The organism is Gluconacetobacter brunescens (genome assembly GCF_048695475.1).
In the GTDB taxonomy this organism is placed as follows: domain Bacteria; phylum Pseudomonadota; class Alphaproteobacteria; order Acetobacterales; family Acetobacteraceae; genus Gluconacetobacter.
This window is the reverse complement of the sequence record NZ_JBLHEN010000002.1, coordinates 655,828-671,473: the sequence shown is the minus strand read 5'-3', so window position 1 is coordinate 671,473 and position 15,646 is coordinate 655,828. Positions and strand designations below refer to the sequence as shown.

General features: G+C 64.6%; 17 protein-coding genes. 8 read left to right on the top strand and 9 right to left on the bottom strand.

Annotated features, from left to right (window positions below; all coding sequences use genetic code 11):
• Positions 1–14 precede the first annotated feature (14 nt).
• The 3 genes from hslV (at position 15) to ACMAUO_RS15320 (ending at position 2,616) form a co-directional block, all read left to right on the top strand.
• A complete protein-coding gene (gene hslV / locus ACMAUO_RS15330) occupies positions 15–605 on the top strand; it encodes an ATP-dependent protease subunit HslV (RefSeq protein WP_420357809.1) in 591 nt (196 codons plus the stop codon).
• Positions 605–1,921: an ATP-dependent protease ATPase subunit HslU gene (gene hslU, locus ACMAUO_RS15325; protein WP_420358286.1), complete on the top strand. Its 1,317-nt coding sequence runs from the start codon at positions 605–607 to the stop codon at positions 1,919–1,921. Before hslV ends, hslU begins: the two co-directional genes overlap by 1 nt.
• A 251-nt stretch (positions 1,922–2,172) precedes the next feature.
• Positions 2,173–2,616, top strand: a complete 444-nt coding sequence (locus ACMAUO_RS15320; RefSeq protein ID WP_420357808.1) for a SufE family protein — start codon at positions 2,173–2,175, stop codon at positions 2,614–2,616.
• A 24-nt stretch (positions 2,617–2,640) separates the two neighbouring features.
• Here ACMAUO_RS15320 and ACMAUO_RS15315 read toward each other — a convergent pair whose 3' ends face one another.
• The gene (locus ACMAUO_RS15315) at positions 2,641–3,558 is read right to left on the bottom strand and encodes a DUF2272 domain-containing protein (RefSeq protein WP_420357807.1); all 918 of its coding nucleotides are present in this window, start codon (positions 3,556–3,558) and stop codon (positions 2,641–2,643) included.
• A gap of 330 nt (positions 3,559–3,888) precedes the next feature.
• Here ACMAUO_RS15315 and ACMAUO_RS15310 point away from each other — a divergent pair, with 330 nt between their 5' ends.
• The 3 genes from ACMAUO_RS15310 to ACMAUO_RS15300 all read left to right on the top strand — a co-directional run bounded on the left by ACMAUO_RS15310 (position 3,889) and on the right by ACMAUO_RS15300 (position 6,552).
• Positions 3,889–4,872 (top strand): aldo/keto reductase, encoded by a 984-nt coding sequence (locus ACMAUO_RS15310; protein ID WP_420357806.1) that lies wholly within the window; start codon positions 3,889–3,891, stop codon positions 4,870–4,872.
• 249 nt (positions 4,873–5,121) lie between these two features.
• On the top strand, positions 5,122–5,298 hold the full coding sequence (locus tag ACMAUO_RS15305; protein ID WP_420357805.1) for a hypothetical protein: 177 nt from the start codon (positions 5,122–5,124) through the stop codon (positions 5,296–5,298).
• A 147-nt stretch (positions 5,299–5,445) separates the two neighbouring features.
• Positions 5,446–6,552, top strand: a complete 1,107-nt coding sequence (locus tag ACMAUO_RS15300; protein WP_420357804.1) for an FkbM family methyltransferase — start codon at positions 5,446–5,448, stop codon at positions 6,550–6,552.
• Positions 6,553–6,874: 322 nt separating this feature from the next.
• Here ACMAUO_RS15300 and ACMAUO_RS15295 read toward each other — a convergent pair whose 3' ends face one another.
• From ACMAUO_RS15295 to ACMAUO_RS15280, 4 genes are all read right to left on the bottom strand, one after another.
• Positions 6,875–7,465 (bottom strand): LutC/YkgG family protein, encoded by a 591-nt coding sequence (locus ACMAUO_RS15295; RefSeq protein ID WP_420357803.1) that lies wholly within the window; start codon positions 7,463–7,465, stop codon positions 6,875–6,877.
• Positions 7,462–8,886: a lactate utilization protein B gene (locus ACMAUO_RS15290; protein WP_420357802.1), complete on the bottom strand. Its 1,425-nt coding sequence runs from the start codon at positions 8,884–8,886 to the stop codon at positions 7,462–7,464. Before ACMAUO_RS15290 ends, ACMAUO_RS15295 begins: the two co-directional genes overlap by 4 nt.
• Complete coding sequence (locus ACMAUO_RS15285; protein ID WP_114726688.1) at positions 8,883–9,626, bottom strand: (Fe-S)-binding protein; 744 nt, start codon at positions 9,624–9,626, stop codon at positions 8,883–8,885. The genes ACMAUO_RS15290 and ACMAUO_RS15285 overlap by 4 nt, the downstream gene beginning before the upstream one ends.
• Before the next feature lie 149 nt (positions 9,627–9,775).
• Entirely contained in the window at positions 9,776–10,123 is a 348-nt protein-coding gene (locus ACMAUO_RS15280) for a hypothetical protein (protein ID WP_420357801.1), read from the bottom strand.
• A gap of 241 nt (positions 10,124–10,364) precedes the next feature.
• Here ACMAUO_RS15280 and ACMAUO_RS15275 point away from each other — a divergent pair, with 241 nt between their 5' ends.
• On the top strand, positions 10,365–11,285 hold the full coding sequence (locus tag ACMAUO_RS15275) for a DnaJ C-terminal domain-containing protein (RefSeq protein WP_420357800.1): 921 nt from the start codon (positions 10,365–10,367) through the stop codon (positions 11,283–11,285).
• A complete protein-coding gene (locus ACMAUO_RS15270; RefSeq protein WP_420357799.1) occupies positions 11,282–11,620 on the top strand; it encodes a chaperone modulator CbpM in 339 nt (112 codons plus the stop codon). The genes ACMAUO_RS15275 and ACMAUO_RS15270 overlap by 4 nt, the downstream gene beginning before the upstream one ends.
• 194 nt (positions 11,621–11,814) lie before the next feature.
• Here ACMAUO_RS15270 and ACMAUO_RS15265 read toward each other — a convergent pair whose 3' ends face one another.
• From ACMAUO_RS15265 to ACMAUO_RS15250, 4 genes are read right to left on the bottom strand one after another with little or no spacing between them, the layout of a single operon-like run.
• Positions 11,815–12,168: a hypothetical protein gene (locus ACMAUO_RS15265; RefSeq protein WP_420357798.1), complete on the bottom strand. Its 354-nt coding sequence runs from the start codon at positions 12,166–12,168 to the stop codon at positions 11,815–11,817.
• A 38-nt stretch (positions 12,169–12,206) separates the two neighbouring features.
• Complete coding sequence (locus tag ACMAUO_RS15260; RefSeq protein ID WP_420358285.1) at positions 12,207–13,211, bottom strand: HlyD family secretion protein; 1,005 nt, start codon at positions 13,209–13,211, stop codon at positions 12,207–12,209.
• A 12-nt stretch (positions 13,212–13,223) separates the two neighbouring features.
• Positions 13,224–13,418: a DUF1656 domain-containing protein gene (locus ACMAUO_RS15255; protein WP_420357797.1), complete on the bottom strand. Its 195-nt coding sequence runs from the start codon at positions 13,416–13,418 to the stop codon at positions 13,224–13,226.
• Entirely contained in the window at positions 13,415–15,493 is a 2,079-nt protein-coding gene (locus ACMAUO_RS15250; RefSeq protein WP_420357796.1) for an FUSC family protein, read from the bottom strand. Before ACMAUO_RS15250 ends, ACMAUO_RS15255 begins: the two co-directional genes overlap by 4 nt.
• Positions 15,494–15,646: the final 153 nt, after the last annotated feature.

The following is a 15,646-nucleotide window of genomic DNA, read 5'->3' as shown; positions in this document are numbered from 1 at the left end:
TATTTCTGTCAGTCATGCAGAACTTACACGCGACCCCCCATGATCCAGTCGGCTGGCATGGAACGACGATCCTGTGTGTGCGACGCGGCGCACAGGTGGCGATGGCCGGTGACGGGCAGGTGACGCTGGGCGCCACCGTCATCAAGGGCAATGCCCGCAAGGTGCGGCGGATCGGGCCGGCCGGCACCATCCTGGCCGGTTTTGCCGGCGCCACCGCCGATGCCTTCACCCTGCTGGAACGGCTGGAGGCCAAGCTGGAGCGGTTTCCCAACCAGCTTGAGCGCGCCTGTGTCGAACTGGCCAAGGACTGGCGGACCGACCGTTATCTGCGCCGGCTGGAGGCGATGATGGCGGTGGCCGATATCGAGCGCTCCTTTACCCTGACCGGCAATGGCGACGTGCTGGAGCCCGAGGATGGCATCATCGCCATTGGCTCGGGCGGCAATTATGCCCTTTCGGCCGCGCGGGCGCTGGCCGGGATGGATGGGCTGACGGCCGCCGAGATCGCGCGGCGGGCGATGCGGATTGCCGGGGATATCTGTGTCTATACCAACCATTCGGTGATTCTGGAGACACTGGGCGAGAAGGGCGGGGAGAACGCATGATGGATATTCCTAACCATTCTCCGCGTGAGATCGTCTCGGAACTCGATCGCTTCATCATCGGCCAGGGCGACGCCAAGCGCGCGGTGGCCATTGCGCTGCGCAATCGCTGGCGGCGGGCGCAGTTGCCCGACGGGATGCGCGACGAGGTGGTGCCGAAGAACATCCTGATGATCGGGCCGACCGGCTGCGGCAAGACCGAGATCGCCCGGCGGCTGGCGCGGCTGGCGCAGGCGCCGTTCCTGAAGGTGGAGGCCACCAAGTTTACCGAGGTCGGGTATGTGGGCCGCGATGTGGAGAGCATCGTGCGCGATCTGGTCGAGGTGTCGCTGAACATGCTGCGCGACCTGCGGCGTCGCGACGTGCAGGCGCGGGCCGAGCAGGCGGCCGAGAACCGGCTGGTGGATGCGCTGGTGGGCGAGGGAGCCTCGGCCGATACCAAGGGCAAGTTCCGCCGTATGCTGCGGGCCGGCGAACTGGAGGAAAAGGAGGTCGAGATTTCGGTCGCCGATGCCCAGAGCGGCCCCAGCATGGGCGAGATGCCCAACATGCAGCCCGGTACCGTCATCAATTTCTCCGACATGATGAAGGGATTGATGAACCGTGTGCCGCAGCGCCGGAAGATGACCGTGGCGGCGGCGCGCGAGGCGCTGACCCGCGAGGAAGCGGACAAGATGCTGGACAACGACGCCCTGGTCGGCGAGGCCGTGGCGCATGCCCAGGATCATGGCATCGTGTTCCTCGACGAGATCGACAAGGTCTGCGCCCGGTCGTCGGAAAGCGGGTTCCGGGGCGGGGATGTCTCGCGCGAGGGCGTGCAGCGCGATCTGCTGCCGCTGATCGAGGGAACGACGGTTTCGACCAAATACGGGCCGGTGAAGACGGACCATATCCTCTTCATCGCCTCCGGCGCGTTCCATATCGCCAAGCCGTCGGACCTGCTGCCGGAATTGCAGGGGCGGTTGCCGATCCGCGTGGAACTGGCGCCGCTGACGCGCGAGGATCTGCGGCGGATCCTGACCGAGCCGGAACATTCGCTGCTGAAGCAATATACGGCGCTGCTGGGGACGGAGGGGCTGGATCTCGCTTTCTCGGACGACGCGGTGGATGCGCTGGCGGAACTGGCGGCCGACATCAACGAGCGGGTCGAGAATATCGGGGCGCGGCGGTTGGCGACGGTGCTGGAGAAGCTGCTGGAGGAGGTGTCCTTCACGGCGGCGGATCGGTCCGGCCAGACCGTGCGGATCACCGCCGCCGATGTGCGCGACCGGGTGGAGCCGCTGGCCAGCAAGGGTGACCTCAGCCGCTTCATCCTCTGAGCTTGTGGTCGTAAACGCGCGCTGGCGGCGATCCGGCGCGCGTCTCTTGCGCTTCGGTGCTCACGGCCCATCAGGCCGCTCCGCTCCGATGCTCGGAAATGCACGCCGGGCGTGCCGCTGCGCGGCACTCTCGCTCGCCAGCTCACGGTTTCCGGCCACAAACCGGGGGCGGGGCGGGGCGGGCTTCTAGCGGGTGAGGATGTGTTTTAGTCTTTGTCCGTCCATTTGCTTATTCTTGTCAGGTAGCCTTGATGACTGATCCTTTCGTCTTGCCCCAGGATGCCACCGCCGCCGCCGCGATTGCGGCGATCGGCGAGGAACTGGACCTCTTCGATGACTGGATGCAGCGCTACCAGTACATCATCGAACTGGGCCGCACGATGCCGCCCTTTCCCGCCGAATGGACGAATGACGCCCATCGCGTGCCGGGTTGCCAGAGCCAGGTGTGGCTGGAAATGACCGACCGCGATGGTGTGCTGTTCTTTGCCGGTGCGTCGGATGCCGCCATCGTCTCGGGCCTGGTGGCGCTGCTGCTGCGGGTTTATTCGGGCCGGAGCGCCGAGGAAATCCTGGCGACCGATTCCGGCTTCCTGCGCGATCTGGGGCTGGTGCAGGCGCTTTCGACCAATCGTGGGAATGGGGTCGAGGCGATGGCGCGCGCCATCCGGCATGCGGCTTCGCAGGTCGTTCCCTGAACGGCGGTTTATGACGACCCGGCCTTATTCGCGGTCGGCCGGTTCGGCATCGGCGTCGTACAGCACTTGCAGCACGACGCACCAGGGGTAGCGCGGGTCGTAGCTGTGGCCGGTGGGGTCGGCCAGTTTGCCGTCCGGCCCGACGGGAACGTGGGTCAGGGCGACCGCGTCGTCGACATTGCCGCCGATGATGCTGATCTGATGGCCGAAGGGCTGCCCGTTCTGGTTGGTGGCGACGACGATGCCGCAATGGGCCGGGAAACCATAGCGGGTCGGCAGGTCGGCGAAGCGGACCGATTTGCTCGCGCCCCGCCCGACGCAGATCAGGTCGCCCAGCGCCGGGGCGTAGGAGACCGGGTCCTGGGCGCGGACGCCGCTTTCGGTACCGGCGGCGGCGGCGTTGATATAGGTGGAGTGATTCGGCGAATAGGCGAAGCGGTCGTTCGCGCCCGCGACCCGCATGACGTAGGAAATGAACGCCGCCGACCAGGCGAACATGCCGTCATGAACGTAGTTGGTGATCGCGCCTTCGGTATTGTGCTTGCCGGTCCAGGCGACCTCGCTTTCGCCCGGGTCCTGGCCGATCCACCAATATTCGCCCACGCGCTGCCACAGGCCGGGCATGCGTTCCGGCTTGACGGTCGCGCTGGCGGCCTCGGGGCGTTGTTCGGGGTCGTCGTCATTCACCGGCTGGCCGAACAGCCGCCATTCCCGCATCGCGATCGCGGCCACGTCCTGACGGGTGAAGGGTTCGAAATTGCGGCTGGCGAAGTCGGGCACGTGGTCGTCCACCACCAGCGCGCCCTGGCCGGCGGCATATTGCGCCGATGGCGTGTGGGCCGGATGGGGGGAGGGGTAGCGCGGGGCGCAGGCGGCGAGGAGTGCCAGGGGGGCCATCAGGGTGATCGTGCGTGATACCGTCGGGGCAACCTTGCGCGACATTGCTTCGCTTCTCCATTCAGCGCGGGCCGGTCGTGTCGCGCACACGACGCCGGCACCCTACCCATAGGACGCGACGCAGGACGGGGAAAGAGGCGGCGTTGCGTGGCGGGGCCGCGTGACGCTGCCGTTCACGGCAAAGATAACAAGATGAAATGCTTTTTCATTGTCGTGCGAGCGGTTCGGGTGCCGGATGGAACGTGACGGCTCGGCCGTCGCTTGCATACGAGGGAAAGACTTGGCCGGGGTGCTCGTGCGCTCCGGTCCTTTTTTGCGTTCTTTCCCGATTGCTGAGTCCGTCCTCCAAGGGAGGCGGGCAGGAAGGAGCATTTCATGCCGATGGAAACCATTGCCGTCTCGGGCATTCCCTTTCCGGTCTCGCGCATCGCGCTGGGCACCTGGGCGATCGGCGGGTGGATGTGGGGCGGGGCCGACGACCGCCAGGCCGTCGCCACGATCCACGAGGCGCTGGATCTGGGGATCAGCCTGATCGATACCGCGCCGGTTTATGGATTCGGCCATTCCGAGGAGGTCGTGGGGCAGGCGCTGGACGGGCGGCGCGACAAGGTGGCCATTGCCACCAAGGTCGGGCTGGACTGGAAGGACGGCAAGCCGTTCCGCAACTGTTCCGCCGCGCGCATCCGGCAGGAAATCGAGGATTCGCTGCGCCGGCTGCGCACCGACCGGATCGACCTCTACCAGATCCACTGGCCCGACCCCTCGGTACCGCTGGACGAGACCGCGCGCGTGCTGGAGGACCTGCACCGGGAGGGCAAGGTGCTGGCGCTGGGGGTGAGCAATTTCTCCGTCGCGCAGATGGAGCAGTTCAGCGCCGTGGCGCCGCTGGCGGCCGTGCAGCCGCCCTATAATCTGTTCGAACGCGCGATCGAGGATGATATCCTGCCCTGGTCGGTCAGGCATGGTCTGGCGGTGCTGGCTTATGGGCCGCTGTGCCGGGGGCTGCTGTCGGGCAAGATGACGGCGGCCAGCCATTTCGGTAGCGACGATCTGCGCAGTGCCGATCCGAAATTCCAGGCACCGCGCTTTGCCCAGTATCTGGCGGCAGTGACGGCGCTGGAGGTGTTTGCGAAGGAGCGGTTCGGGCGGTCGGTGCTGGCGCTGGCGATCCGTTGGGTGCTGGACCAGGGGCCGACCATCGCGCTGTGGGGGGCGCGCAAGCCCGAGCAGATCGCAGGCATCGACCAGGCCTGCGGCTGGCATCTGTCGGTGGACGACAAGGTGGAGATCGACCGTATTCTGGCCGCGCACATCACCGACCCGGTGGGGCCGGAATTCATGGCGCCGCCGGGCGGCTGATGGGGGGCGTGACCGGGCGGACAAGGCCTGATCGCGTCATTGAAAGGGGTCTTCTGTCGTGCGGGTGGAATGGCGGCCTGGCGAAATTAATGTACGTCATATCGCTGCATCAACTGGCTGTCCGGGCCGCCAGAGTGATCTCTGGCCTCTTCGCGCTCGGCCATGACGGCCCATTCGCGCGTCATAATTTGTTCTATGGCGAATGGGTCAGCGTATTTGTTAATACCAAAATGACCTCGGCGCATCTCGATGCGTCAGATCTATCGCTGCGATGTCATGAGGCAGGCAACGAAATCTCGCCGTTCAGAAACCGTAGCTGACTTCTTTTGTTGCCCTGACCGGATTATCCTGCGCACCGCCTGCCGCGAGATTGAAAGGTTCCAGCAGTTCTCCCTGATCGCCGTTCCTTCAACAAAATGCGTGTGATGGAGCTTTCCAATTGACATATTCCGGTTCTCCATGAAAATTGAAATAATATAGAGGCATGCTAAAGAGGGGGTTTTATCTTCAAATAAAATTTGAAATATTCAGAATGTATGGTCCAAATTCTAACAAATATTTTGTGAGATCAAAATGAATAATTTACTTGTAGACACCCTTAATAAGGATTTGTCCAATGAAGATTTTGTCAAGGTCCTGTATAATATTATATTGAATCGACCGGCAGATGATGCAGGGTTATCTGCACATGTGAGTTCTCTAAAGAATGGGAGGCCTAGAAAAGATCTGATCAATGCCTTCACAAAGTCGCCGGAATTTCGTTCTGGGTACTATGCTGAGCCTGAGAACAGGTGGCCGGAATATTCCAAGGAAGATATAGATTTTCTTCAGTCTTGGGAAATCAAAGATCAGAAGCCACTTCCAGGATTTGTGACGGATTTCGTTGGGCAGAAAACCCGCATAAGTTCTCTGTGGCATGGATGCGAAGGATTGGACAATGTGGTCCTTGGTCTTCCCGTCCCTTCCGACTATCGTTCCGGCGCAGGAGAATGGATTGGTACTCTACGCGCGGTCGCGGCGACCAAAGGCGATAGTTTTTCCGCTATTGAACTTGGTGCAGGAAACGGGCCGTGGATTACGGCTGCAGGAAAAGCGGCGGAACTTCGCGGCATAAAAAATATTTATCTTGTCGGGGTGGAGGGAGATCCAGCCCGCTTTGAAACCATGCAGCAGCATATCAAAGATAATGCACTTGACAAATATTCAGTGGAATTAATTCAAGGGGCTGTCGGCATTGAAAATGGCACCGCCCGTTGGCCTATTCTTACAGATCCCAAAAATGAGGCCAGCGCACGGCCAATGCAGGAGGGTAATTCCGAAGACGAAAAATATCTCAGCTCTTCATTTAATCTTGAAAATATGATAGAAGTTAAGGTTTTATCTTTCTCTTATATTTTATCTAAACGTCCATTGTGGGACTTTATTCATATCGACATCCAAGGGGGGGAATATGATATTTGCAATAAAACCATTTCCATACTTAATGAGAAAGTCAGGTATATCATAATTGGAACGCATTCGAGGAAATTGGATGGGGATCTTATAGATCTTTTCTTCCAGAATGGGTGGTGTTTGGAAAACGAACATCCTACAGTTATGAATTATAATCCAAATTTAAATTCTTTGCTCAATGCTACCATTGCTGATGGTCTGCAGGTCTGGCGAAATCCGCGTCTCTGATCTTTAGAGCGCGTGACGAGTGGGGCGTTCAGGCCGACACGGGAAATGCGGTCGCGCTTTTTTCAATCCGAAGGAATCAGCTTCGAAAAAAGCGTGCTGCCCTGCGAGCAGGGTCAGTCTGACATTGCGCGTAAGCATAAGTTCTGGAAGCGATATCAGGCCGATATAGATCCCACCCGTCTGGTCTTCATCGACGAAACCGATTGACTATGAGACGAATGCAAGAGAGCATCACCCGGCCTTTGGTCGAGGACGCTCTCGGACTCGTTCTGTATTGCAATGACCGTTTGGCGTGCGGGGTGGTGAGAAGACGGTTTCTGCCTTATTCCGATACAAAACAGACGGTCAGGCTGCGGACGCCCTGGGCGCCGCGGATGAGGACGCCCTGGATGTCGGCGGTGGCTGAGGGGCCGCTCATGAGCACGCCGTAGCGGGCGGTGTGGAATTCCGGGCGCAGATAGGCGGTGTGCAGGTTGGCCGTGATCTGCGCCGGGTCCAGCAGGACTACCATGTGCTGGGTCAGGTGGGCGATGGCGTTGAGGTGGAGCTGGGCCTCGCTGAGGAAGATCGAGCCGGTTTCCGCGATGCCGAAGGCGGCGCGGACGATGGTGACGTCGACCGGTTCGGCGGCCTGCGGGGTGGGCAGGTCCTCGATGCGCACCGTGCCGGTGGCCTCGGGCACCAGCGAGCAGATCATCAGGCCGGGCTTGGGGAAGCGGCGGGCGATGGCCTGGTCGAGCGGTTCGTCGGGCTGGCGGTCCAGCATCGTGCCGCCCATCTGCAGCAGGCTGGCGCTGAAGCGTTCCGGGCTGGCGTCGGCTTCGCCCAGCACGGCAGGGTCGGGCAGGGGGTGGGCGGCCGGCGGGGGGCTGTTGCGGCGCAGGGTCGCCAGGATGCTGTCGCGGGCGCTCATGCCTTGGTCTCCGTTTTGGCGTTCTCTGGCGTGGCCTTGCCGTCCGCCGGGCGGTTGCGGCGGTACCAGCTATGGAAGGTTTCCTTGACCGGCTTGGGGAGTTCGCGATTCTTGCCCCACGGGTTCAGCCAGTTATAGAGCGCGAAGCGCGGCAGGGTGCTGAGGGCGGTTTCGGTGCCGTTGATGGCGGCGCGATAGAGCTTGGGCTGGCCCATCAGCTTGCCGGCCATGTGCATGATCTCGCGCTTCACGAACGGCATCTGGTGGTGCTCGACCAGCACCTGGCGCCATTTGTAAAGCTGCTCGTGGATGTTGATCTTGACCGGGCAGACATTGGTGCAACTGCCGTTCATCGTCGAGGCGTAGGGCAGGGTGCTGTATTTGCGCTCGTTGAAGGTGGGGTCGATGATCGCGCCGATCGGGCCGGAATAGACCGCGCCGTAGGACAGGCCGCCCGAGCGGCGGTAGACCGGGCAGGTATTCATGCACGCGCCGCAGCGGATGCATTTGAGCGAGGTCCAGAAATCCGCCATGCCCAGGCGGGCGGAGCGGCCGTTATCGACCAGCACCACATGCATCTCGCCGCCATCCTGCGGGCCGCGGAAATGGGTGGTATATTGGGTGATGGGCGAGCCGAGCGCGCTGCGCGACAGCAGGCGGATGAACACGCCGAGATCGGCCATGCGGGGGACGACGCGCTCGATGCCGATGGTGGCGATATGCACGCCCGGCACCGTGGCGCTGAGATCGGCGTTGCCCTCGTTGGTGCAGACGACGAAGGTGCCGGTTTCGGCCACGAAGAAATTGCCGCCGGTCATGCCCGCGTCGGCATGCAGGATGACCGGGCGGGCGGCCAGGCGCTGGGCCTCGGCGAGCTGGTGCGGGTCGTCGGCGTTGGGGTCGGTGCCGTAGGAGCGGGCGAAGATGCGCGCCACGTCGCTGGTCAGCTTGTGGACCGACGGCACGACGATGTGGCTGGGCAACTGGTCGTCGAGCTGCTGGATGCGCTCGCCGAGGTCGGTTTCGGTGACCGTGACGCCGCGCGCCGCCAGGTAGGGGCGGAGGTCGCATTCCTCGGTGACCATCGACTTGCTCTTGATGAGCGTCTTGGCGCCGCGTGCTGCCAGGATTTCGCCGACGATGCGGTTATGTTCGGCGCCGTCGGCCGCCCAGTGGACGTGGATGCCGTTGCTCTTGGCGTTGCGCTCGAACTCTTCGAGATAATCCGCGAGGTTCGCCAGCGCGTGTTCCTTGATGGCGGAGGCGCGGCTGCGCAGTTCCTGCCATTCGGGCAGCAGGTGCATCTGGGCGTCGCGCTTCTGGCGCATGTCCCACAGCCTGGCATCGTGGAAATCCAGATGCGGCTTGTCGGCGATGAAGGCGACGGCGGCGGCGGCGTGGTTGACGGGCTTTTCCTTCATTGCCGGGCTCCGTTCAGGATTTCAGCGATGTGAATGAAGCGGATGTCCACCCGGTTGCGTTCGGCACAGCCCTGCTGGTGCATCATGCATGAAGAGTCGGCCGAGACGATATATTCGGCGCCCGCGTGGAAATGATCGCGGACCTTGTCCAGGCCCATGCGGGCGGAGACGGCTTCCTCGGTGACCGAGAAGGTGCCGCCGAAGCCGCAGCATTCGTCGGGCCGCGCGGGCGTGGCGAAGCGGATGCCCTTGACTCCGGAGAGCAGGGTCATGGGCTTGGAGAAGGCGGGTTCGCCCAGTTCCGACATGCTGGCGGTGCGCAGCGCGCGCAGGGACGAGCAACTGTTATGCAGCCCGACCGTGTGGGGAAATTCCGCCCACGGGAAATCGCGCACCTTCAGCACGTCGTGCAGGAATTCGACCAGTTCGTAGGTGTTGGCGCGGACGTGGCGCACCGCGTCGGTCTGTTCGATCGCGTCGAAATGCGAGCGGACGTGATGAGTGCAGCTTCCCGAGGGCATCACGATGGCGTCGAAACCGGAGAACAGCTTGACGAACAGGGCCTCGGCCGCCGCCGAATCCGACACGCAGCCGGCATTGGTCATTGGCTGGCCGCAGCAGGTCTGCTCGGTGGGGTAGGTGACGTCCTGGCCCAGCCGTTCCAGCAGTTCGAGTGTCGCGATTCCGACGCCGGGGTAGAAGGCGTCGATATAACACGGCACGAACAGGCCTATTTTCATTCCCATCGGGTCTTTTCCCTCGGCGCCGCCGCTTGCGCGGGCCCTTGTGTGCGGACCATTCGGTCTTCTGAGCGTTCGGACAGGGTCTTGTTATAACAAGATGCCGGACGGACTCAACCGGGGGATTTTGCAGGGGGGCTCTGTCCGAGTCAGTGATCGTCCGGGCGGTCGCCGGGGGCGTTGCCGGTGATCCGTATCCATGCGCCCCGGCTTTCCATGCAATGGGCGTAGTACGTCTTCAGGCGCTTGAACTGGTTGCCGCCGCTGCCGGTCATCACGGCGCCGCTGGTCGCGGCGCTGACCGAGGCGTCGGTCTGGCAGAAACTGTCGGCGGACCGGTAGGCGTCGCTGTCGTGATCGAGGATCGCGCGATAGCCGGCAATGGAGCCGTAGATCGAATGTTCCTTGTGCGCGCGTGCCTGCGCGGGGCCGGCAAGGGCCGCGCCCGTTCCGGCCAGCAGCAGGAGCAGACGGCGGGCATTGAGGCGGATGATCATGGTCGTGGTCCCTTTTTCGTGCCCCAGCCTAGCGTGCCTCAGGCCGGGCGCGAAGCCGCCTGCCGGGCAGGCGCGCGTGCAGGATGGCAGCCTTGCGTGCGGGCTTACATTGACCGGTCGGCGGCTGCTCCCCATTATTTCAGACAGGGGGCGTGTCCGGATGATGGCGCGCCGGGGCGGAGCCGGGTGCTGCGCCCGATTTGTTCGATATCGCGTGCCGCCAGGGAGAAGACGCATAACCGTGAGTACCGATCCGTACGAGATCCTGGGCCTGTCGCGCACGGCCAGTCAGGACGACATCCGCAAGGCCTATCGCAAGCTGGCCAAGAAATATCATCCGGACCTCAATCCAGGTGACAAGGAGGCCGAGGAGAAATTCAAGGCGATCGGCTCGGCCCATGCGCTGCTGTCGGACGCCGACCAGCGCGCGCGTTTCGACCGGGGCGAGATCGACGCCGCGGGCCAGGAGCGCGGCTGGGCGGGCGGCGGTGGCAGCGGCTATCGCGACCATGCCGAGGGCGCGCAGGGCTTCCGGTATTCGGGCGGTGGATTTTCCGAGGACGATCTGGGCGACATGTTCGGCTCGATGTTCGGCCAGCAGCGCGGCTTCCGCCGCCGTCCGCAGGGACCGGCGCGGGGGGATGACCGGAATTTCTCGCTGACCGTCAGTTTCGAGGATGCGGTCAATGGCGGCACCTCGCGCGTGACGCTGCCGGGCGGCGGGACGCTGGACGTGAAGATCCCGCCGGGGATCGAGGACGGGCAGATCATGCGTCTGCGCGGCAAGGGCGGCGAGGGGCATCAGGGCGGGCCGGCCGGCGACGCGCTGATCACCATCACTGTCGCGCCCAGCGAGACCTATACCCGGGACGGCAACGACCTGCGCATGACCCTGCCCGTGGGGGTGAAGACCGCCGTGCTGGGCGGGCCGATCAAGGTGCCGACCCCCAGCGGGTCGGTCTCGATGAACGTGCCGGCCCATTCCGACACCGGCAGCGTGCTGCGGCTGCGCGGCAAGGGCGTGAAGGCCCATGGCGGGCAGGAAGCGGGGAACCTGTATGTGACCTTGCAGGTGACGATCGGCCCCGTGGACGCGGCGCTGGAGACCTTTCTGAAATCCTGGACCCCTCCGGGCGAGGCGAAGGGGGGAGGTGCCGCATGATCACGATCGAAACCCTGTGCGTCCGGGCGGGCAATGTCAGCGTGGTCGAGGTCCAGCACTGGATCGACAGCGCATGGCTGCGGCCGGAGGGTGAGCCGGGGGCGTATGTCTTTCAGGACATCGACGTGGCCCGGGCGCGGCTGATTGCCGAGCTGACCGGTGACCTGGGGATCGGGGAGGACGGCATGCCCGTGGTGCTGTCGCTGCTGGACCAGCTTTACGACGCGCGGCGCCAGATGCGGCATCTGCGCGCGGTGCTGGACCGCCCCCAGGCCGCCGACCTGCGCAAGCGCCTGCTCACCCTGCTGGACGCGCCGGAACAAGGACGCGGGTAGGTTTTTTCATCGAAGCTGACGGTGGCCGGGCAAAACCTGGTCGGAAATGTGGGCTGGTGAGCGAGAGTGCCGCGCAGCGGCACGCCCGTCGTGCGTCCGCGAGCACCGAAGCGGAGCGGCCTTGATGGCCGTGAGCATCGGAGCACAGCGGACGCGCGTCGGATCGCCACCAGCGCGCATTTCCGACCAGGTTTTTAGTTGTTGCGGCTTAGGGGGAGATTGACCATCTGCCCCGGCTTGGTGCCCTTGACCGTCAGGGTGGCGCTGTTGGCCGAGACCAGTTGCAGCGTGACCAGCGGGTCGTGGCCCAGCGATTGCAGATTGTCCTTGCCGTGGGGCGCCAGCGTGACCTGGTGCGGCGCGTAATTGTGCAGTTCGTCGGGCAGCGTGACCTGGACCTGATGGTGGGCATCGGGCGCGCCGACCACGACCGGGGAGAGGCCCATGGCGGCCCATTCGCCCGTGAACGGGCTGGCGGTGCCCGCCGCATGGGCCTGGCTGACGGAGAGGGCCAGCAGCGCGGCGGCGAGGGCTTGAAGGCGGGGCATGGCGTACTCTCCGGGTCTGTCTCGTTCCTGGGCGGACCTTACTGCTTCCGGTCCGCGTCCGACAGGGGCGCGCTGGCGTGGGCGTGCAGCACGGCGTTGGGCGGTTTGGGGCGGACCAGGAGACGCTTCAGGCCGTCGAACAGGCTGGTCCATGACAGGCGGGGCCGGCGGCCGTCCGGCATGACCATCGCGACGCTGGCCGTCATGCCCGCCGAGAGCGTGAGGCCGGCGGGGATGGTGTCGATATGGATGCGCACCGGGATGCGCTGGGCCAGCCTGACCCACGTATAGACCGGATTGACCGAGGGCAGGCCCTGGGTGGAGCGTTCGGCGTTGGTCGAGGAAATACCGCGCGTGATGCTTTCCACATGGCCCCAGAGCGGGGTCGGCACGCCCATCAGGTCGATGCGCATCAGGGCGCCGCGATAGAGGCCGCGCAGCCGCGTTTCCTCGAAATAGCCGTCGACCCAGAAGGAATCGGCGTCGATCACCTGGATGTCGGCCACGCCGGCGGTCGCGTAATCGCCGACGCGCATCGTCAGGTTGGTGACGTAGCCGTTGACGGTGCTGTGGATCTGGGTGCGTTCCAGGTTGATCCGTGCCTGCGACAGGGCGGCCAGGGCCTCGGCATACTGGGCCTTGGCCTGTTCCGCTACGGCTTCGAACTGCTGCTTTTCCTCGGCGGAGGCGGAGGCCGAGGAGAGTTGCTGGCGGCGCTGGTGCTGGGCCAGGCGCATGGTCATGTCGGCCTGGCGTTCGTTGACGCGGGCGGTGGCCTGCGCCACCGCGATGCGGAAATCGAACGGGTCGATGGTGTACAGCACGTCGCCGCGATGCACGTACTGGTTGTCGGTGACCTGGATCTCCACGATCTGGCCCGAGACGCGGGGGGCGATATTGGCCACCTGGACGCGCACCTGGCCGTTCCGGGTCCAGGGTGCGGCGGTGTAATATTGCCAGAGCGCCAGCAGGACGACCGAGGCGAGGGCCAGGATGGCCAGTGTGGTGGTAATCCGCATGACCATGCGGGCACGTTCGAACACCATCAGACCCTTTTAGAGAAGAAAGACATAGAAGCCGAGCAGGCAGATCAGGATGCCGAATTCGGCCAGCGGCACGTTCCACAGCCGCTTCTGCACCATGCGGCTGGCCAGCAGCGGGCGCAGGGCCATCAGGGTGAGGACCGCCAGCCCGGCATCGACGAGGAAGGAGGCGATTTCCACCCCGGCGATGGTGATGGTGGGCGTCATCGCGCGGTCTCCGGCACGGGCAGGATGCCGTAATGGCGCAAGGCGCTTGCGTTGCGGTCCAGCAGGCGGGCGGCGCCGAACAGGCCGGAGACGGCGCCGATCAGCGTTTCGCGGTCGGCGGGGGCCAGGCTGTCGGCCGCCGCCAGCAGGTGGGCGGCGTGGCTGAGGATGGGGGTGCCGGCCTCGGACAGGTTGAGGGTGCGCAGCATGTCCTGCGTGCGGGCGACCGGTTCGGCCACCGCCGGGATGGCGGCGGCGCGCATGAGGTGGCGGCGGGCGCGGGCCAGCGCGCCGTTGAGGTCGCCCAGGGAGACGATGCGGTCGAACACGCGCAGGGTGATGGGTTTCTGTGGCAGGTGGCCGCTCCAGGTGCGGGCCTGGAGCAGGCGGTCATATTGCCGGCTGATCAGCAGGGGACTGGCGATGTCGCCATGGCCGGTGAATTGCCGCCGCAGGGTCATGGCCACGGCCATGGCGATGCGGAACCGCCGGCGGCGGGCCGAGGGCGGTGCCAGCGTAAGGGCGAAATACAGGATGATCGAGGAGAGCATGTAATAGAGATTGCGGTCGACGAACTGGGTGGGATCGTAATTATGGAAATTGTCCAGGCCCAGCACGATGAAGAAGAAGACCCCGAAATTCAGCCCGATCGGCATCAGGCGCGGGTGGATCAGCAGCAGGCAGCTTGCGAAGATGATCGGGGCCAGCATCAGCGAGAAGAAGACCATGCCCGAGCCGTAGGGCAGGATGCGGGTATCGAGCACCATCGCGCAGACCGTGGAGAGCGGCACGCCGATCAGCGCGCCCATGCCGAAGGCGCGGGTGTCGAAGGTGGTGATCGACAGGGTGAGGATGGTGGCGACCTGCAACAGGGTGGTCGTCGTCTCCGGCAGGCCGCTGAGGATGCATATGAAGGCGGCGGCGGTGAAGCCCATCATGACCCGCGTGCCGTTCAGCAGGGCCAGCACCGGGTCCTGCTGGCGGCCGATCTGGACCTTTTGCGCGAGGCGGGGGGCGGTGCGGCCTTCCTCCAGCGTGCGGATGCCGTCGCGGACCCAGCGCCCGTAGGAAAGCAGGGCCATCGTGCGTTCGATCAGGTAGGCCTCGGCGGGAGTGAGGGGGGGCTCGCCGGGGTCGCGGTGCAGCAGGTCGGTCATCGCCTGGCTGGCCTCGTCTTCATCGGCGAAGGGGGTGCCGTCGCCGAAGCGCCGGCGTACGCGGGCCAGGAGGGCGGGCCGGACTTCCTCGTCCATGCGCAGGATGCCGCTGATGGCGCGGCTGCATGAGATCATGTCCAGCATCGCGACCATCGCCGAGCGGGCGCCGGTCATGCGCAGGGCGCTGTCGGCCAGTTCGGTGCGGGCGAAGGAGACCTGGCTGGTCAGCGCCATGATCCGCCCCGCCAGGGATACCCAGGTGACGTCGTCGGGGGCGGCGAGCCCGCTGACGGCATCGCGTCCGATCTGCTGCACCTGGGCCGCGCCGTGGCGCAGGCCGGTGGCCAGACGGTGCCAGGCGGTGGGGGAACCGGTGACGTCATTGACGATGGCGACCGAGACGATGCCGATCATGATGGCCGACACGCGGAAGATCGCGACATCGAAGACGTCCTGGGGGCGGTCGATGCAGCCGATGCCGATGATGGCGACGGTGTAGCCCGCCAGCAGCGCGCCATAGGCCCGGAAATCGCGTGCCAGCGTGCCCAGCACCACGCACAGCCCCAGCCACAGCCCGACGCCGCCCAGGAACATCATCCGGTCCTGCCCGAAGGTCGCGATCAGGCCTATGGCCACCGCCGCGCCGGCCAGGGTGCCGGCCATGCGGTACAGCGCCTTGGACAGGATCTGCCCGCGCAGGGGCTGGCTCAGGATCATGACCGTGACGCCCGCGCTGGCGGGAGAATCGATCTGCAGCCAGAAAGCCGCGCCCAGCGCCAGCATGACGGCGGCCCAACTGCGCAGGCAGAAGGCGACGCTGCCCGCCGGCAGCCAGGACGGGCGGGCTGCCGGCAGCCAGAGCCAGCGCGCGAGCGCCGCCGCCGTGGCTGTTACGCCGCCCTGTTCCATCGCCTTCATGGTCCTCCACATGCTCGCAAGCCGCGGACTATGGCGGCTGTGGGCGAGCCGTATATGTCGGGCTTGCGACAAACCGTATCAGACGCCGGAGGTTTCGGGGATTGGAAAAGAATGGATTGGAAAATTAATGATTGAATAAAGAAAGATTTCCTT

What these genes read in the sequence shown, in the direction of transcription:
- ACMAUO_RS15255 (WP_420357797.1), bottom strand. Translation starts at nt 13,418, where the DNA reads ATGACGCCCACCATCACCATCGCCGGGGTGGAAATCGCCTCCTTCCTC.
- ACMAUO_RS15270 (WP_420357799.1), top strand. Translation starts at nt 11,282, where the DNA reads ATGATCACGATCGAAACCCTGTGCGTCCGGGCGGGCAATGTCAGCGTG.
- ACMAUO_RS15295 (WP_420357803.1), bottom strand. Translation starts at nt 7,465, where the DNA reads ATGAGCGCCCGCGACAGCATCCTGGCGACCCTGCGCCGCAACAGCCCC.
- ACMAUO_RS15250 (WP_420357796.1), bottom strand. Translation starts at nt 15,493, where the DNA reads ATGAAGGCGATGGAACAGGGCGGCGTAACAGCCACGGCGGCGGCGCTC.
- ACMAUO_RS15315 (WP_420357807.1), bottom strand. Translation starts at nt 3,558, where the DNA reads ATGTCGCGCAAGGTTGCCCCGACGGTATCACGCACGATCACCCTGATG.
- ACMAUO_RS15310 (WP_420357806.1), top strand. Translation starts at nt 3,889, where the DNA reads ATGCCGATGGAAACCATTGCCGTCTCGGGCATTCCCTTTCCGGTCTCG.
- ACMAUO_RS15265 (WP_420357798.1), bottom strand. Translation starts at nt 12,168, where the DNA reads ATGCCCCGCCTTCAAGCCCTCGCCGCCGCGCTGCTGGCCCTCTCCGTC.
- hslV (WP_420357809.1), top strand. Translation starts at nt 15, where the DNA reads ATGCAGAACTTACACGCGACCCCCCATGATCCAGTCGGCTGGCATGGA.
- ACMAUO_RS15290 (WP_420357802.1), bottom strand. Translation starts at nt 8,886, where the DNA reads ATGAAGGAAAAGCCCGTCAACCACGCCGCCGCCGCCGTCGCCTTCATC.
- ACMAUO_RS15280 (WP_420357801.1), bottom strand. Translation starts at nt 10,123, where the DNA reads ATGATCATCCGCCTCAATGCCCGCCGTCTGCTCCTGCTGCTGGCCGGA.
- hslU (WP_420358286.1), top strand. Translation starts at nt 605, where the DNA reads ATGGATATTCCTAACCATTCTCCGCGTGAGATCGTCTCGGAACTCGAT.
- ACMAUO_RS15285 (WP_114726688.1), bottom strand. Translation starts at nt 9,626, where the DNA reads ATGAAAATAGGCCTGTTCGTGCCGTGTTATATCGACGCCTTCTACCCC.
- ACMAUO_RS15305 (WP_420357805.1), top strand. Translation starts at nt 5,122, where the DNA reads ATGCGTCAGATCTATCGCTGCGATGTCATGAGGCAGGCAACGAAATCT.
- ACMAUO_RS15320 (WP_420357808.1), top strand. Translation starts at nt 2,173, where the DNA reads ATGACTGATCCTTTCGTCTTGCCCCAGGATGCCACCGCCGCCGCCGCG.
- ACMAUO_RS15300 (WP_420357804.1), top strand. Translation starts at nt 5,446, where the DNA reads ATGAATAATTTACTTGTAGACACCCTTAATAAGGATTTGTCCAATGAA.